Raw genomic sequence first — 17,525 nt, 5'->3', positions numbered from 1 at the left:
TCGATCTGCCGTTTGGCAATTTGCTAAAAAACAAATGTTTGCCTAGACGCATCTTGCATTTAGGCTTATAAAAACGGCTAGTTAATTAACTAGCCGTTTTTTTTGTTTATATACTTGCCTACTAGAAAGTAAAGAGGATCCCATGTCAGAATTAAAAAAACACATTTCAGATACGCTAAAAACAGCAATGCGCGCGAAAGAAAAGCAACGTGTGACAGTAATTCGCACGATTCTATCTGAATGCAAAAAAATTGAAGTCGACGAACGCATTGAGCTAGACGATGCTCGCGTATTGGCTGTTCTAGATAAAATGAACAAACAACGTAAAGACTCTAACCAGCAATTTCTTGATGGCGGTCGTGAAGATCTAGCCAAAATCGAACAAGAAGAAATGGTCATTATTAGTGAATTCCTACCGACACCATTGACTGATGACGAAGTTGGTGAGATCGTCAAAGCGGCAATTGCAGAAACAGGTGCTAGCTCAATGCAACAAATGGGTGCAGTAATGGCCATTGTAAAACCTCAGGTACAAGGCCGTGCCGACATGGCGCAAATCAGTAAACAAGTAAAAGCACAACTAGGCTAATTCGATGGCGGGACGCATTCCTGATCAGTTTATTGACGAGCTTTTAGCTCGAACAGACTTAACCGACGTGGTTGCGTCTCGTATTAGCTTAAAAAAACTGGGCAAAATTACAGTGCCCTCTGCCCTTTTCATAATGAAAAAAGCCCTTCCTTTAGTTTAAACCCCAACAAACAATTTTATTATTGCTTTGGCTGTGGTGCTGGCGGCAATGCTATTTCATTCGTTATGGAACACGACCATCTTGATTTTGTTGATGCTATCGAAACGCTCGCCAAAGACGCTGGAATGGAAGTTCCGAGAGAGCAAGGTGCACCAGATCGTTACGAACAAAACGCTGAATTATTAAAGCGTCTATCAGAAAGCTCACAATTTTACCAAGAGCAACTCACACAACACCCAGATAAGAAAAAAGCCACAGATTATCTTTCAAAAGACCGAGGCCTATCAGGTCAAATAGCCAAAGTATTTGGCCTTGGTTATGCCCCATCTGGTTGGGACAACCTATTAAAACGTATTGGCACAAGAGCCGAAAGCCAAGAACAGCTACTTCTAGGTGGCATGCTGATCGAGAAAAAAGACCAACCTGGTCATTATTACGACCGCTTCCGTGATCGTATTATCTTCCCTATTAGAGACTCTCGTGGCCGAGTTATTGCGTTTGGTGGACGCGCTTTTGGGGATGAAAAACCTAAATACTTAAACTCCCCTGAAACGCCTGTTTTTCAAAAAAGCCAAGAACTTTACGGATTATTCGAAGCCAAACAAAATACACCAATACTTGACCAAATCATCGTTGTCGAAGGCTATATGGATGTCATTGTACTGGCACAACACGGCATCACCAATGCCGTCGCCACTCTTGGCACATCAGTTAACAGCCAACACATACGTAAACTATTTAAACTAGTCAGTAAAGTAGTCCTTTGCTTTGATGGCGACAAAGCGGGACGATCTGCAGCGATCCGTGGACTAGAAGCCGCCCTTCCTGTAATGCAAGATGAGAAACAAATCCGTTTTTTATTTTTACCGGAAGGTGAGGATCCTGACTCACTAGTAAGAAAAGAAGGCAAAGAAGCCTTTAATCATAGATTAGAAGACGCTTCTTCACTTTCTCACGTACTTTTCGACCATGCGAGAAACCAAGTTACGCTTGGTGATGAGGAAGGTGAAGCACAGTTCACACGCAACGCAATGAGTTTGATCCAACAAATACCAAAAGAACTCACATTTCGCTCAGTACTTATTCGACAATTAAGTGAACAATCTGGTATTGATAGCGAAACGCTAGGTAATACGTCGGTTCCAAAGCAAAGACCAACGATTAGCGACCAAAGCGATATCTCAACACAAAACGAACACGTCCCGCATATTGGACAAGATGAAGAACATTACGCTCCGGCTTACGATGAATACGACAACTACTCAAACAATGAATACACTGGTGCACCAAACCATTATGAAGGCAATAAAAAATCAACCTTCAAAAAAGGCAGTAAATTTAACAAATTCAAAGATAAAGAGGTTTATTTCCCCCCGCCCCAACCAGCCTTAGCCGAATTAAACAGGCCTCTCTTTGTATCTTACTGCACCCACATATAGCGAAAGAAATTGATCTGCCTGACCCCTTAATCAATCAAGCAAACGACGAACTACAAATATTTTGTAAAATATGGCGATATTTTTCAAAATATCCTAAAAAAAACACAGGCCACTTACTTGGTGAAATGACAGAAAAACCTACAATTTCAGCAATTTATGCTTTATTGAACCACCAAGATGCAACAACTAAGCTAAAAATAACCAATGCACAGCAAGAAGTGCTAGATATGATTTCAGCCATGGAAAAAAATCTTGGCTTAAATAGCAGCATCGAACGGTTGAAAAGCAAGGGGAACGAATCCATAAAGGATAATGGAAGCAAGCAAGAGCTACGTAATTTAATGGATTTAATTAGACAAAAAAATCATAATCACCGCTTAATTTTCACTCAAAATAGATAGGTTTAAGTAGATAAAAGTGATTGATTTTGTTATAATCCGCGGCTTGCTAAACTCTCAAATGAATTCTAACGATAGGTTGTCGAATGCCAGACACTCAACAGTCACGTCTCAAAGAGCTGATCGCCAAGGGTAAAGAACAAGGTTACCTAACTTTTGCTGAAGTTAATGACCACCTCCCTGATGACCTTTCAGACCCGGAGCAAGTTGAAGAAATTATTGCCATGATCAATGACATGGGCATTACTGTTTCTGAAGTTGCTCCTGATAAAGATAGCCTTCTAATGGAAGAAGGTGATTCTACGGATGAAGCCGCTGCCGAAGAAGCTGCCGCTGCATTAGCAGCTGTGGAAGGCGATATCACTAGAACAACTGATCCAGTCCGTATGTATATGCGTGAAATGGGTACGGTTGAGCTATTGACTCGTGCAGGCGAAATCGCCATTGCAAAACGAATTGAAGAAGGCACCCGTGAAGTCATGGCTGCTGTTTCTTACTTCCCTGGAGCTGTTGACGTATTGCTTGATGCTTACGCAAAAGTACTGGAAGAAGAAGGTCGTTTAAGTGATATATTCAGTGGTTTCATTGATGGCGATGGTGAAGAACCCGTTTTTGAAGAAGCCGTTGTTGAAGAGCCAGTTGTGGAAGAAACGCCAGATACTGATGACGACGATGATTCAGATGATGATGAAGAAGAAGAAACGGATAATGGTCCAGATCCTGAAGAGACTGCATTGCGTTTTAATGATATCGCTCGCATTTACAACGAATTAAAAGTGTTGCTAGAAAATAGTGACAGACAAGATCCTGCGGTCCAAAGTAAACAAGAAGAGCTAAGCATCAGCTTTGCTCCAATCAAGCTTGTTCCAAAAATATTTGATGATCTTGTTTATCGTGTTCGTTCACGTATGGAAAAAGTACGAGAGCAAGAACGCCTAATCATGCAGGTCTGTGTTCGCAAATCAGGAATGCCAAGAACTGAGTTCTTAAAACGCTTCCCAAGTAACGAAACCAACCCTGAATGGTTGAAAGAACAAATTGCTTCTGGTGCAAGCTATGCCGCAGCTCTTGAAGAAAATGAATCTGAGTTTATGCGCAGTCAGCGTAAACTCCGTGCAGTAACAAAAGATACTGGTTTAACAATTGCCGAATTGAAAGAGATCAACCGCCGCATTTCAATTGGTGAAACTCGATCTCGTCGCGCCAAGAAAGAAATGGTTGAAGCAAACTTACGATTAGTTATCTCTATCGCTAAGAAGTACACCAACCGTGGCTTACAATTCTTGGACCTTATCCAAGAAGGTAATATCGGCTTAATGAAAGCAGTTGATAAGTTCGAATATCGTCGTGGTTATAAATTCTCGACCTATGCAACTTGGTGGATTCGTCAGGCAATTACTCGCTCGATTGCCGATCAGGCTCGTACCATCCGTATTCCTGTACATATGATTGAAACGATTAACAAACTAAATCGTATCTCTCGTCAAATGCTTCAGGAAATGGGTCGCGAAGCTACACCTGAAGAATTGGCAGCTCGCATGGACATGCCTGAAGATAAGATTCGTAAAGTCTTAAAAATTGCGAAAGAACCTATCTCTATGGAAACACCTATCGGTGATGACGAAGATTCCCATTTAGGTGATTTCATTGAAGACGATGGCGCTGAATCTCCAATTGATATCGCAACGATTGAAGGTTTACGTGAATCCACAACAACTGTTCTTGCTGGTTTGACCGCTCGCGAAGCGAAAGTCTTGCGTATGCGTTTTGGGATCGATATGAATACTGACCATACACTTGAAGAAGTTGGCAAACAGTTTGATGTAACGCGTGAGCGTATTCGTCAGATCGAAGCCAAAGCATTGCGCAAACTTCGTCATCCAAGTCGATCAGAACATCTTCGAAGCTTCCTTGACGAATAAGCAGTTAGCTTATCATCAAAAATAGCTTAAAAAAGCCGCTGCATAAACAGCGGCTTTTTTATAACCAAATAAAACCCCAGCTAAAACAAGCATAAGCCACATAACTGTCATACACTTAAATTAGAGTATGGATAACTATAGTGAGGTTTAACTTGCCAAAAAACCATATTAAACAAAAAAATCACACCTCACATCCCAGCTCTATCGGGGACAATATTGTCCTAATCAATTACTTCAAACACCCGGCGTCCGCACTCTACAAATATTTATTAAAAAACATTTTCTATATACCCAGTACCATTTATTCATTTCCCTCTCAAAAGAAAACTTCATGCTCACAACAGGAGTAATGCTCTATGGAAAAAATCTACGTACTTGATACCAACGTACTACTGCACGACCCTTTAGCTATCTACGCCTTCGCTGAACATAAAGTCGTCATCCCTATGACAGTTCTCGAGGAGCTGGACATCATTAAAGACAGGCGAGACAAAGATGTAAGCCGCGAAGCCCGCCTTGCCATTAATACCATAGATAAAATAGTCGGTAATGCTACACCCAGAGAATTACAAGCTGGTGTTTCAATTCAAACAGCCAATAGTGACAATGACCAAGAGAAGGAAGATGCGAATACACACCGCATCGGCTCATTAGCTATCTTTCCAGACCAACAAATAACATTAACGGATAACATACCTTTTCTAAATGGCAACCATGATCACGCCAACGACAACCGCATTATAAATGTTGGCTTAAGCCTTCAAGCCACACACCCTAGATCTTCTGTATGCTTAGTCACAAAAGACATCAATATGCGTATCAAGGCAAAAGGCTCAGGACTAGAAAGAGTAGAAGATTACAGAAAAGATCGAGTGCTGGATGACCTTGATTTAATGAGTAAAGGTTATATTCACTTTATTGGAAGTTTCTGGTCCACACTCGACAATATAAAAACAGAGACCCATGGACGCCACACAGTTCACGTCATTAGTAAAAAAAGCCTTCCTAATATTTATTTAAATATGTTTGTCATTGATGATGAAGACTTCATAGGCTTTGTTGTGAATATCGATCAAGAACATGTGTATTTACTCGACATAAATAAGCAACACTTGATGAGCCAGAATTTTTGGGGCATTCATCCTCGCAACCTAGAGCAAGCTATGGCGTTTTATTTATTACGCCATGAGAATTCAGACCTTATGGTTATGACAGGCCCTGCTGGCTCGGGTAAAACCTTGCTTGCCCTTGCTTATGGCCTTCAAGTCACCATGGAAGAAAAGCGCTTCAATAAAATCATTGTCGCTCGATCTACACCACCTATGGCCGAAGATATTGGTTTCCTACCCGGTACAGAAGAAGAAAAAATGGCACCATGGCTAGCTGCTTTTGACGATAACTTAGAAATACTCCATGGTGCAGATGAACACTCTTTTAGTAGCATTGATTATGTGAAGCAAAAAGCCAACATTCAATTTAAATCTTTGAATTTTATGCGTGGTCGCTCTTTTAATAACGCCTTAATCATAGTAGATGAAGCTCAGGGGCTAACCCAGTTCCAACTAAAATCTATCGTGACCCGAGTTGGCAGCAATTCAAAAATTATCGTTCTGGGTAACTTGGCGCAAATTGATAATAAATACATTACTCCACTCACCTCTGGATTGACCTATCTGGTAGAAAAATCCAAATCCTTTAAATACGCCGGTGTGATGCATGTAAATGGCATAGAGCGCAGTAGGCTTGCTGAGTTTGCAGAGGAAAACTTATAACTATCAGAAAGAACCGATAAGAATTCGAAAACCACAAAAAAGGGAAGAGCACTTGCTCTTCCCTTTTACAATTCACTTAACCTAAAACTTACCGAGAAACAGATTTTGCCAATGCAGTAATTTCATCCCACTTGCCATCACGCACTAGATCCGTTGGAACAATCCAAGAACCACCAACACAAAGAACGTTTGGCAAAGCCAAATATTCACGGAAGTTATTTGCACCAATACCACCCGTTGGACAAAATTTAATTTGCGACAATGGACCTGCGAATGCTTTCAGAGCTTTCACACCACCATTCACTTCTGCTGGAAAGAATTTAAAACGATCATAGCCGTATTCCATTCCTAGCAAAATATCAGAAATAGTCGCCACTGCAGGCAAATAAGGAACATCATATTCTTTACCAACAGCCAATAAATCGGCCGTCATCCCTGGACTAATAATAAACTGCGAGCCAGCTTCAATCGCCTGAATGTATTGAGCACGTGAGCATACAGTTCCTGCACCAACAATAGCATCTGGTACTTCTTTACGAAGTGCTGTAATCGCTTCTAAAGCAACTGGTGTACGTAATGTAACTTCTAGAACAGGCACGCCGCCAGCAACAAGAGCCTTACCTAGAGCAACAGCTTGCTCTACATTATCAACAACAATAACTGGAACAACAGGCGTCGCTGTCATTACCTGCTCTGCAGTATAAGAAGTAGTCATCGTATTTTCCTTTTGTTTTTAAACTTAATAATCGTGCCAGTTACGACCATCTTTAATTGGTAACGCCATAGAAGCCGCGGGCCCCCAGGAACCAGATGCATACTCTTTAGGTCGCTCACTCGTTTGGCTCCAAGCAGACATAATACCATCCACCCATTTCCAAGCAGCTTCTACTTCGTCATAACGCATAAACAGAGTCGCATCATTACGCATTACATCTAATAACAAACGTTCATAAGCTTCTGGGCTACGCTTATCGTTAAAAGCTTCGGTTAGACTAAGGTTTAAGTCAACAGGCTGAAGGTTCATACCCTCACTTGCTCCAGGCACCTTATTCATCACAGTCAAAGAAATTTTCTCTTCTGGCTGTAGTCGAATAATCAATTGGTTACGCTGTAACTGGCGATTACTTTCATCACTAAAAATACTGTGCGGAACCGCTTTGTATTGAATAACAATTTCAGAATAACGCTGCCCTAAACGCTTACCTGTTCTTAAGTAAAATGGTACGCCAGCCCAGCGCCAATTGTCGATATCCGCACGCAAAGCAACAAAGGTTTCTGTTCGTGAATTTGGATTACTACCCTCTTCATCAAAATAGCCCTGTACGTCTTTTCCTTTGATCATGCCTTTCGCATACTGACCACGAACCGTTTTAGTATAAGCATTGGCACCAGCAATCGGTCGTAATGCTTTCAATACTTTAATTTTTTCGTCACGTACAGAGTCAGCATCCATACGCCCAGGCGGCTCCATAGCAACCAAACATAAAAGCTGAATCAAATGGTTTTGCACCATATCACGCATAGCACCAGCTTTATCGTAATACCCCCAACGACCTTCAACACCCACGGTCTCAGAAACAGTAATTTGCACATTATCAATATGCGCGCTGTCCCATAAAGGTTCAAAAAGGGTATTGCCAAAACGAATAGCCAACAAGTTTTGTACAGTTTCTTTACCTAAGTAATGATCAATACGAAACGCTTGTTGTTCGGTAAAATTTTTCATTACCTCATCATTAATAGCACGAGATGAAACAAGATCTCGGCCAAGAGGTTTTTCTAATACAACCCGCATACGCTCTGCATTCAAACCATGCGTCGCAAGAGAAGTACAAATAGAACCGAATAGATCAGGCGATGTAGCAAGGTAAAACACAACATCACGATCATCTCCACCGACTTTATGATCATTCAATCGTGAAAAGTCGGATTCTTGCTGCGCATCAACAGAAATATAACTTAAACGCTCTTTAAAGCGCGGCCAGGTTTTTTCATCACCGACACTTGAAGGTACAAACTCATCAAGAGCAATTCGAACTTTTGCTTGATACTCTTCAGTACTTACCTCTCGTCTCGAAGCACCAATAATACGAGTTGTTGGAGCAAGCAAACCATCCATATCTAAATGGTATAAAGCAGGCAGCAACTTGCGCATGGCAAGGTCACCACCGCCTCCAAAAATAACTACATCACAGGCTTTTAAACTTGCCTTCATTCTCTACTCTCCAACTAAACTAGGCTTTCGACACAAGATAAGAAGCGTAACAAGCGCAACCCATCAGCCCTGGGTATTCAGACATAATGACAAAGGTTGGGATAGGAGAAACAAATGCCTTCATACGGCCCTTGTCTTGCATCGCATCACGGAAACCACTGAGGTTAATATCTTTTACATATCGAGGAACAATACCCCCGGCAATATAAACACCACCACGAGACTCCACGGACAACACAAGGTCTCCAATCACTCGACCTAAAAATACAAAAAACTGCTCTAACGTCGCGATTGCAATAGGATCATCACCTGACTTTAACGCTTCACCAATTTCTGGTGCGGTTAAACGCTTTTCAATTCCTTCACGTAATGCCAGAGCTTCATAGATATTCTCTAACCCCATTCCAGACAGAACCCTCTCTGCTGAAACGCGCTTATGACGTGCACGAAGAAACTTTAAAATATCGTCTTCAATTTCATTGCAAGCAGACAGGTCAACATGACCACCTTCTCCGGGCAAAATAATATTTGGCCCATTATCTTGTGGAACAACACAAGAAATACCCAACCCTGTACCAGCTCCAACAACCCAACAAGCACCTTTAGGATCAACTTCTAAAGGATCACCAACAACCACTTTATCTTCTGGTGAAAGTACTTCCAAGCAATGCCCAACTGCATCAAAATCATTTAAGAAGGCGACGGCCTTGTTTTCACCGAAATAAGATTGCACTTCTTCTCGAGTAAAATGCCAAGGGTTATTAGAAAAATGTATCACAGGTTGATTAACAGGACCTGCTATAGCAAGGACAACAGCATCAATTTTATCCATACTGATACTACAATTTTCAATGTAATCAGCAGCTGCGTCAAAAAAATTCTCGTAATTTTTACAAGGCAACACTCTAACTTCTAGAGGCTCATACTGGTGAATAGGAACCAATGCAAAGCGAGCGTTAGTTCCACCAAGGTCGGCGATTAAAGCATGGGACATAAACGAACCCTAATGAATATTTTTTTGAAATTTTACAACAAAATAGACGTGAAAAATACTATAACCAAGAAAAACAAACGGAATATTGTAATAAAATTACAATATCATCTAAGTCTATTTAAGAATTTAAAGACTTTAGTTGGTACTAATCTCTTACGGTTATTTTTATAATCATAAAGTCGTTCATCGGCCAATTTCAACAAACTCTTATAATTACTCGGTGCATCAGACATAACACTAGCACCACCGTAGCTAATAGTAATAGGTACGAGATTAGATTTATACCTTAATGGGTTAGATTGAAGGTATTCTTGAATAGATTCTGCAACCAAGATAGCTTGCTCATAGCTCTTTCCTGGCATAACAAAAACAAATTCATCTCCAGCAAAGCGAAAAGCCAAACCTTGTTTATGTACATATTTCAGCAAACGTTTGGCAATATATTCTAACACTTCATCACCACAATTATGCCCTAAGGTATCATTAATTGATTTAAAAGCATCACAGTCAATAAATACTACCGTCAGGTCTCTTTCTTGACGCCTAGAACGAGAGAACTCCCTATCCAGCATCAACTCTAATTGCCGGCGATTTAACAACCCAGTCAAAGGGTCCCGTGTTGCCAGATACTCAAGCTTCTCTCTCGCAGTAACATTACTCAAACAAATGGAAATCTTGATAGCCAATTGATCTAATAAAAACGTATCTTTGGTCGTAGCATCATAACGTGAACTGTCCGCGTCTGCTTGGCAAAACAGCCCGACTAACTCACCATCAATTGTTAATGGAGAAATAGCAACCGAAGAAATAATATCGCGATAGACTGCAGGAATGATTTCACGGCAATGACTCAAATTAGTATTAACTAAAACCGTTTTATTACTCGACTTGATAATATCTATCATAGAACGACGTCGTGTGAACAATACCCGATCCCGTAAATCAGGCATTTTTTCCAGGCTTTCTGTTAAATGGGATAAAGGGGCTTCATTGATTAAATTCACCCAAACATAAGGCACATTAAACTGCTTTTGCACTTCTTTAGTTAATGTAGAGACAAACTGATCACAACGGCCAATCGACAGAATACAACGCTCAATTTCGAAAAATTTGCGTGCTATCGCTTCGTTTTGCCTAACATTGTTTATCAGTTCATTGATATCATGCATGCATTATATGCCCTACCGCACAGATGTTAAGCGGCTATACTTTCCCAATATAGATACAAACCATCAAACAGGATGGATCTGCAATACATTATAGTACGTTGCTTGAACAGTTTGAGCTATATGCTAGACGCTAATTGACTCGCACATATACAAAAAATTACATTTTGAAATCAATAACTAAGCGAAATAATGACAGGCTAGACAAACTCAATACAACACCAACCTCCTTTCCAATTCAAATAACAATAAGTTTAATTAATTCACTGTTTTCTTTAAGAAAAAACCGTCTGTGCCGATAGCGTTATTGTAAATCAACCAACTAGGCCAACAGATGAATATAAGAGAAATTGTTGAAACACAGGTCACCCAAAGTAGTAAAGCGGGCAACCCAGTGTCAGGCAATGCTCATTTTGCACTAATGATGAGCCTATTTAGCCAACCAGGGCCCTCATTGATCGCGGCGCCAGACACATTAAATGCCCACAAACCTCACGCGCTAACAAGATCAATGCAATTTTCCAACAATATTGGAGATAACCCTGTAGCTAATATCGCCCTATTAAAAGCATTGAGTTTAGAGCCATTAGCGGAAGGCCCAGCTTATCAATATGATGTTGTAGAAAGTCTAGAGAAGCAAATCAACACTAGAATTTAACCCTCTACCTAAGCGGTATGGAGCAAGAGTTAAACAATTTACTCCACTGTTTGGCATGTATTTGAGAAGCATCTTGATAATGCCTCCATTCGCTACCTTCATCATCCAATGAAAACTGATTTAAAAACCGAGCCATATCGAAAGTGAAGGATGAACTCAGTTCTGCTAATCGATTAAGCAAAGGCAGTATCTGATAAGCACTGCGATTTAGTCGCCCCATATAAGGTTGAATTTTTTTAATATAATGAATATCAAACTGCTGCTTTAAATACGCCATTGGCGCGCCACAAACCTCTTCATTTAAAGCTCCAACCTGCTCTGACACAAGAGACAGATAATTTGTTATCCGAGTAAGGGTATAAAGTAGTCGTCCTGCATATTCACTATTCATTAATATTCTTAGATCATTCTCAAAAACATCACTATCTACATTAGGCAAATCCATAAGATGTTCTCCAATTCCAACCAATCGACCTAATGAACTAAGCAACTCTTGTTGATTTTCAGTGGTATCATTAAGCGCGATAAAACCATTTGATAAGCTAAAGAATTCTTTACTCTCCTCACCATTGAAAATGGCATTTCCAAAAGCGATAGGCAGCTCTATACGCTTTTTTTCCGCAACAAAATGCAGCTCATTTGCTAAATCGTCATCGTCAATATCGCAAGATTCAATTGCTCGAATAACATCCAGCTCATAGAGAAATCGTTGACTGTCCGGCATAACCTTACCTAGGATGCTATTTCTTCTTCCCACTACAACTCCAACATCACATTGCTGCAAAGATAAAAAATCAAGTAAACCAATATCAAAACTTGATAACGCCTGTTGACGATCACGTAGGGCAGGCAAACTAATTGGCATTACAATTGCTGGAGAATTAATCGAAAGGAACTGCGAACGGTTTAAATTCATAACGTATTGAGATAAAACTGCTTCCGCCTTAAAACGCGTGTCACAACCACCTACTCCAACGAGTATAATGCCGCTTAACAGAATCATAGAAAGAAAAGGTTTTACTAACATGAACAAATTACTCATTCAAAAGCGTGAAGAAATTTCAGAGACTCGCGTAGCTAAAATGGTTTTTCCTGGAACCACAAATCACTACGACACATTATTTGGCGGTATTGCACTGCAATGGATGGATGAAGTCGCTTATATCGCTGCAACACGCTTTTCAAGAAAGTCTATGGTGACGATCTCAACAGAACAAGTCGATTTCAAACAGCCGATTCCTTCTGGTATTTTAGTGGAATTGATTGCACGTGTTGTTCATGTAGGACGAACATCATTAAAAGTAGAAGTCTCTATTTTCCTTGAACAATTAGACAGTGATAAACGAACAAAAGCTGTCACTGGGCACTTCAATTTTGTTGCCGTTGACGAAAACAAAAAACCAACACCTATTTTCGATGAAGAAAGCTCTCTTTAAAAAGCATTAGTTCATAAAAATCTTCGGTGATGAGCAACCTAAATGTCACTCATCACCAATAGATTAATTCGAATAACGTTTAGCGATTTCTTCCGCTAGTTCGTCAAAGCTTTTTTCAGACTCTAACTTTTGGAACAAAGCTGCTTCATTTCTCATAGAAGTACGTAAAATGCTTTCCGCAACACCTTCTGCTTGAGCTGGGTCTAAACCAACCAATACCACCAGACCACCAGACGGTGTCGGCATTTGACGAACCACTTTAGAGCCTATTAGTTTTTGTTCTGTTACTTGCTTGGTTACTACACTGTTAACTCGATCTACGGTTTCTGCATCACCAGCGCCTGTCGTTTCCACATATTGCTTAACCATATTCTGCAGATCAACACTCAGCACCTGAGCTAATTCAACTCGAGCAGCCGTTGCCGCCATTTGCTTCATATAGTTTGGACCTGCAGCTGACTTTTCACTGTAACCAACAGCGGACAACGCAACACCATCAATAGGCGCACCGCAAACCCAATCAGGGGCGGCTTGATTTGAGCCATCCGCAAAAACACAATCAGGAATCGCGGCAACAGGTGTATTTACAACATCTTTGCTACATGCAACCAACACAACACTTGATACCAATAAACTGACAAGTTTCAATTTCATTTTATTTTCCTTAAATAACAGCGACTCAGTAGTACAACATCTAAAGATGTTTTCACAATATAGCTCTATATTAGTTTATTTATTCCTATAAACACAAAAAAAGGGCGCTATAAATAGCACCCTTTTTAACCTACTCACACTAAAAATTACTCAGTGTAAGATGCTTTTTCTTCTTCAGTAACATCTTTCATAGAAAGCTTGATACGACCACGAGCATCGACATCCAGAACTTTAACGATGACTTCTTGACCTTCAGAAAGGAAGTCAGTCACAGCACGGATACGCTCTTCAGCAATCTGAGAAATGTGAACCAAACCATCTTTACCAGGCAAGATATTAACGAAAGCACCGAACTCAGCAAGACGAACTACTTTACCTTTGTAAAGCTTATCAATTTCTGCTTCGGCTGTGATTTCATGAATTTTCAACAAAGCAGCATCAGAGGACGCTTTATCAGCCGCATAAATACGAACTGTACCGTCGTCGTCAAGATCAATAGAAGCGCCTGTTTGTTCAGTGATAGAACGAATTGTTGCACCACCTTTACCAATAACGTCACGGATTTTCTCAGGATCAATTTTGATCGTCGCCATAGAAGGCGCATTTGGAGAAACTTCAGGACGTGCGTAACCGATAACTTCCGCCATTTCACGCAAGATATGCTTACGCGCATCCATTGCTTGGCTTAAAGCGATATCCATGATTTCTTCATTGATACCTTCGATTTTAATGTCCATTTGAAGCGCTGTAATACCTTCTTCAGTACCAGCCACTTTAAAGTCCATATCACCTAGGTGATCTTCGTCACCCAAGATATCAGTCAATACTGCAAAACCGTCGTCTTCTTTGATAAGACCCATTGCGATACCAGCAACAGGCGCTTTAAGAGGAACACCAGCATCCATCATAGACAAAGACGCGCCACAAACAGACGCCATAGAACTTGAACCATTTGATTCAGTGATCTCAGATACGATACGGATTGTGTATGGGAATTCATCTTCAGAAGGTAATACAGCTTGAACACCACGACGAGCTAAACGACCGTGACCAATTTCACGACGACCAACCCCCCCATGCGACCACACTCACCTACAGAATAAGGAGGGAAGTTGTAATGCAACATGAAGCTGTCTTTACTTTCGCCAGCAAGGCCATCAGACATTTGCGCATCACGGCTAGTACCTAGAGTACAAGTTGCAATTGCTTGAGTTTCACCACGAGTGAACAAAGCAGAACCATGAGTTTTGCTAAGCAAGCCCACTTCTACATTGATTGGACGGACAGTTTTATTGTCACGACCATCAATACGTGGCTGACCGTCGATAACACGACGACGTACAGTACGTTTTTCAAGTTTAGCAAAAGCACCAGTAACATCGGCTTCAGAAAAATCACCATCTTCAGTAACTAAAGCAGCAACAGCAGCATCACGTACTTCACCTAATTTAGCGTAGCGAGCCATTTTTTCACTGATACCATAAGCTTCTTCGATTTGCGCCGCATAACCAGCCGCTAGAGCTTCTGTCAAAGTAGCATTTGCTTCTTCGGCAACCCATTCCCAACGAGGTTTAGCACATTCAGCGGCAAATTCAGTGATCGCAGAGATGGCAACTTGCATTTCTTTATGAGCATAAAGAACTGCACCCAACATTTCGTCTTCAGTAAGCTCTTGAGCTTCAGACTCAACCATTAGTACAGCATCTTTAGTTCCCGCTACAACCATGTCCAATAAAGAACTATCTAGGTCAGAGTAGCTAGGGTTAAGAATGTAACCAGACTCATCATTAAAACCGACTCGTGCAGCACCGATTGGACCATTGAATGGAATACCAGAAATAGTCAATGCAGCAGATGTTGCCAACATAGCCGCAATATCAGCGTCTAAGTTAGTGTTTGTCGACATAACAGTACAAACAACTTGAACTTCGTTCATGTAACCTTTAGGAAACAATGGACGAATAGGACGGTCAATTAGACGTGAAGTCAGGGTTTCTTTTTCAGAAGGACGACCTTCACGCTTCAAGAAACCACCAGGAATTTTACCAACAGCGTAAGCACGCTCTTGATAATGAACAGAAAGTGGGAAAAAGTCTTGGCCAGCACGTGCTGTTTTAGCGCCAACAACAGTAGCAAGCACTTGTGCATCACCAATAGTACATAATACAGCACCTGTCGCTTGACGAGCGATACGGCCTGTTTCTAGGGTAACTGTGTCGTTACCAAACTGGAAAGTTTTAGTTGTAATACTCACACGTATTCCTTTTCATTAAAAAAATTGCTTTCTCCCAAAGACCATCTTTTTAAGCCAGTACTCATATGAACTCTTTTTATCTCTTCTATCAATAATGAGAAAAGCACATATGAAGTACAGGCTGTCCCTTGGGAGACCAATAAAAAAAGGGCCATAATAATTTATGGCCCTTTCTCAGTCTTAGCGACGCAGACCTAGTTTTTTGATCAAACTAGTGTAACGAGCTGCATCTTTACGCTTAAGATAATCCAACAACTTACGACGCTGGTTTACCATGCGAATTAGACCGCGGCGAGAATGGTGGTCATGGATATGAGCTTTAAAGTGACCTTGAAGACCTTCTATGTTCTTAGTCAACAATGCTACTTGAACTTCAGGAGAACCAGTGTCACCTTCCGCTACTTGAAACTCTTTAACCAACGCTGCTTTTGATTCTGCAGACAATGCCATAATCTATATCTCCAAATTAATATGCTATTAAGAATAAAGGATAGCCGAGCATATTTTCAGTCATCCTAAGTGAGTTAGTCTAACATTAAATATTAGTTAACTCACTTGTATTTACGAGTCGATGAGGTCTAATGATTGTGCCTTTCAACACTCCCAACCCCAAGAAACGTTGCGAGGCTTGATCGTAGAGCCTAACTAGGCTGCCATCAATAAATGAGGTCAGATTAGTCACACTTCGACCAAACAACATTTCTCTTGTTTCTTCAGGAAGCAATTCTACTCTATTCAAATGTTCAACGGCAGTATCCATTGTCATTAAATAAGTATCTAGCTCCGCTTCACCTAGTTCAGCAATGCGTTCGAACTCTTCCAGTGTCAACATACCTTCAGGAGAGTAACCTGCAGTAGAAACTCGATGCAAGGAATGCAAATGGGCCCCACAACCAAGTGCTTCACCAATATCTTCACCTATGGTTCTGATATAAGTGCCTTTGGTACATTGGATATCTAACGTCAACGTATCATCTGTTCTAGAAACGAGCGTTAAATTAGAAATAGTGACACAACGGCGCTTTCTTTCAATGACTATTCCTTGACGAGCATATTCATACAAAGGCTTACCTTCATGTTTTAGTGCAGAATACATTGGTGGTATCTGCTCTATTTCACCCCGGAAGCGATCTAACACTGACTCGAGCTCTTCATCGGTCAGTGTAGGAATTGCTTCATCGGTTAATACATCACCTTCACGGTCACCCGTGGTGGTTCTTTTTCCTAATTGTATACAGGTTATATATCTTTTATCTGCATCCAAAAGGAATTGCGAAAACTTGGTTGCCTCACCCAAACACAATGGCAACATACCGGTTGCCAAAGGATCAAGCGCTCCAGTGTGTCCTGCTTTTGCCGCCCTATAAAGGCGTCGCACACGCTGTAACGCTTGGTTCGAGCTTAAACCTATAGGCTTATTCAGTAGAACGATACCATCCACCGAACGCCATTTTGTCTTAGACATACGAACCTATTACTCGCTTTCGTTACCGTTTTTCGTCTCATCAACACGAATTGCTTCGTCAATAAGAGTCGACATTCGTGAACCATTGACCACACTTTGATCATAATGAAAACGCAAATGAGGCATCACTCGAAGCTTCACTTCTTGTGATAAACGGCGACGTAAAAAACCTTTAGCACTATCTAGTGCCGCTTGGTTTTCAGCCAACACTTCAGGCTGATCGTCTTTACCGAGTACGGTGTAATAAATATCCGCATACCCTAAATCTTTTGCTACACGTACTTCGTTGACCGTAACTAATCCTAAACGAGGATCTTTTACTTCAAACTGGATCAAGGACGCCAGCTCCTTTTGGAGCTGGTCACCAATCCGACTAGTACGACTAAATTCGCCTGCCATGATT

General features: G+C 40.9%; 16 protein-coding genes and 2 pseudogenes. 8 read left to right on the top strand and 10 right to left on the bottom strand.

Translation table 11 applies throughout. The annotated features are described in order from the left end of the window. Positions 1-142 precede the first annotated feature (142 nt). The 6 genes and pseudogenes from AC0L3Y_RS08465 (at position 143) to AC0L3Y_RS08440 (ending at position 6,280) form a co-directional block, all read left to right on the top strand. On the top strand, positions 143-589 hold the full coding sequence (locus tag AC0L3Y_RS08465) for a GatB/YqeY domain-containing protein (RefSeq protein ID WP_473470448.1): 447 nt from the start codon (positions 143-145) through the stop codon (positions 587-589). Between the two features lie 4 nt (positions 590-593). Next, positions 594-749, top strand: coding sequence for a hypothetical protein (locus AC0L3Y_RS08460; RefSeq protein WP_473470446.1), 156 nt, complete (start codon positions 594-596; stop codon positions 747-749). Further along, positions 737-2,188 (top strand): annotated as a pseudogene (dnaG, locus tag AC0L3Y_RS08455) (DNA primase); the annotation flags it as partial. The gene AC0L3Y_RS08460 and the pseudogene dnaG, both read left to right, overlap by 13 nt. Continuing rightward, positions 2,146-2,589 (top strand): hypothetical protein, encoded by a 444-nt coding sequence (locus AC0L3Y_RS08450; protein WP_473470603.1) that lies wholly within the window; start codon positions 2,146-2,148, stop codon positions 2,587-2,589. The pseudogene dnaG and the gene AC0L3Y_RS08450, both read left to right, overlap by 43 nt. An 83-nt stretch (positions 2,590-2,672) precedes the next feature. Continuing rightward, complete coding sequence (rpoD, locus tag AC0L3Y_RS08445) at positions 2,673-4,508, top strand: RNA polymerase sigma factor RpoD (RefSeq protein ID WP_473470444.1); 1,836 nt, start codon at positions 2,673-2,675, stop codon at positions 4,506-4,508. Between the two features lie 356 nt (positions 4,509-4,864). Next, positions 4,865-6,280 carry a PhoH family protein gene (locus AC0L3Y_RS08440; RefSeq protein WP_473470443.1) on the top strand — a complete coding sequence of 472 codons (1,416 nt, stop codon included), beginning with the start codon at positions 4,865-4,867 and terminating at the stop codon, positions 6,278-6,280. An 88-nt stretch (positions 6,281-6,368) separates the two neighbouring features. Here the strand turns inward: AC0L3Y_RS08440 and AC0L3Y_RS08435 are convergent, their stop codons facing one another. The 4 genes from AC0L3Y_RS08435 to AC0L3Y_RS08420 form a co-directional block, all read right to left on the bottom strand. Then, positions 6,369-6,995 (bottom strand): bifunctional 4-hydroxy-2-oxoglutarate aldolase/2-dehydro-3-deoxy-phosphogluconate aldolase, encoded by a 627-nt coding sequence (locus AC0L3Y_RS08435; protein ID WP_473470442.1) that lies wholly within the window; start codon positions 6,993-6,995, stop codon positions 6,369-6,371. 24 nt (positions 6,996-7,019) lie between these two features. Continuing rightward, the gene (gene zwf / locus AC0L3Y_RS08430; RefSeq protein WP_473470441.1) at positions 7,020-8,495 is read right to left on the bottom strand and encodes a glucose-6-phosphate dehydrogenase; all 1,476 of its coding nucleotides are present in this window, start codon (positions 8,493-8,495) and stop codon (positions 7,020-7,022) included. Between the two features lie 19 nt (positions 8,496-8,514). Then, positions 8,515-9,489 (bottom strand): glucokinase, encoded by a 975-nt coding sequence (glk, locus tag AC0L3Y_RS08425; RefSeq protein ID WP_473470440.1) that lies wholly within the window; start codon positions 9,487-9,489, stop codon positions 8,515-8,517. 104 nt (positions 9,490-9,593) lie between these two features. Continuing rightward, positions 9,594-10,658: a diguanylate cyclase gene (locus AC0L3Y_RS08420; RefSeq protein WP_473470439.1), complete on the bottom strand. Its 1,065-nt coding sequence runs from the start codon at positions 10,656-10,658 to the stop codon at positions 9,594-9,596. Between the two features lie 331 nt (positions 10,659-10,989). Here AC0L3Y_RS08420 and AC0L3Y_RS08415 point away from each other — a divergent pair, with 331 nt between their 5' ends. Continuing rightward, on the top strand, positions 10,990-11,313 hold the full coding sequence (locus tag AC0L3Y_RS08415; RefSeq protein WP_473470437.1) for a hypothetical protein: 324 nt from the start codon (positions 10,990-10,992) through the stop codon (positions 11,311-11,313). A 4-nt stretch (positions 11,314-11,317) separates the two neighbouring features. On the opposite strand, the gene AC0L3Y_RS08410 is transcribed toward AC0L3Y_RS08415, so the two are convergent. Further along, positions 11,318-12,340, bottom strand: coding sequence for a DUF3080 family protein (locus AC0L3Y_RS08410; protein WP_473470435.1), 1,023 nt, complete (start codon positions 12,338-12,340; stop codon positions 11,318-11,320). Here AC0L3Y_RS08410 and AC0L3Y_RS08405 point away from each other — a divergent pair. Next, positions 12,339-12,749, top strand: a complete 411-nt coding sequence (locus AC0L3Y_RS08405; protein ID WP_473470434.1) for an acyl-CoA thioesterase — start codon at positions 12,339-12,341, stop codon at positions 12,747-12,749. The two genes, AC0L3Y_RS08410 and AC0L3Y_RS08405, sit on opposite strands and share 2 nt — an antisense overlap. Before the next feature lie 63 nt (positions 12,750-12,812). Here the strand turns inward: AC0L3Y_RS08405 and AC0L3Y_RS08400 are convergent, their stop codons facing one another. The 5 genes and pseudogenes from AC0L3Y_RS08400 to rbfA all read right to left on the bottom strand — a co-directional run bounded on the left by AC0L3Y_RS08400 (position 12,813) and on the right by rbfA (position 17,521). Next, complete coding sequence (locus AC0L3Y_RS08400) at positions 12,813-13,403, bottom strand: LPP20 family lipoprotein (protein WP_473470433.1); 591 nt, start codon at positions 13,401-13,403, stop codon at positions 12,813-12,815. A 146-nt stretch (positions 13,404-13,549) separates the two neighbouring features. Continuing rightward, a pseudogene (pnp, locus tag AC0L3Y_RS08395) lies at positions 13,550-15,657 on the bottom strand (polyribonucleotide nucleotidyltransferase). 180 nt (positions 15,658-15,837) lie between these two features. Beyond that, the gene (gene rpsO / locus AC0L3Y_RS08390; RefSeq protein WP_012068748.1) at positions 15,838-16,107 is read right to left on the bottom strand and encodes a 30S ribosomal protein S15; all 270 of its coding nucleotides are present in this window, start codon (positions 16,105-16,107) and stop codon (positions 15,838-15,840) included. Between the two features lie 85 nt (positions 16,108-16,192). After that, on the bottom strand, positions 16,193-17,122 hold the full coding sequence (gene truB, locus AC0L3Y_RS08385; protein ID WP_473470432.1) for a tRNA pseudouridine(55) synthase TruB: 930 nt from the start codon (positions 17,120-17,122) through the stop codon (positions 16,193-16,195). Positions 17,123-17,131: 9 nt separating this feature from the next. Continuing rightward, positions 17,132-17,521 carry a 30S ribosome-binding factor RbfA gene (gene rbfA, locus AC0L3Y_RS08380; protein WP_473470431.1) on the bottom strand — a complete coding sequence of 130 codons (390 nt, stop codon included), beginning with the start codon at positions 17,519-17,521 and terminating at the stop codon, positions 17,132-17,134. Between the last annotated feature and the right edge of the window lie 4 nt (positions 17,522-17,525).

The sequence above is a fragment of the Marinomonas sp. GJ51-14 genome, assembly GCF_055808695.1.
This window is presented reverse-complemented; position numbering and strand designations above follow the sequence as displayed.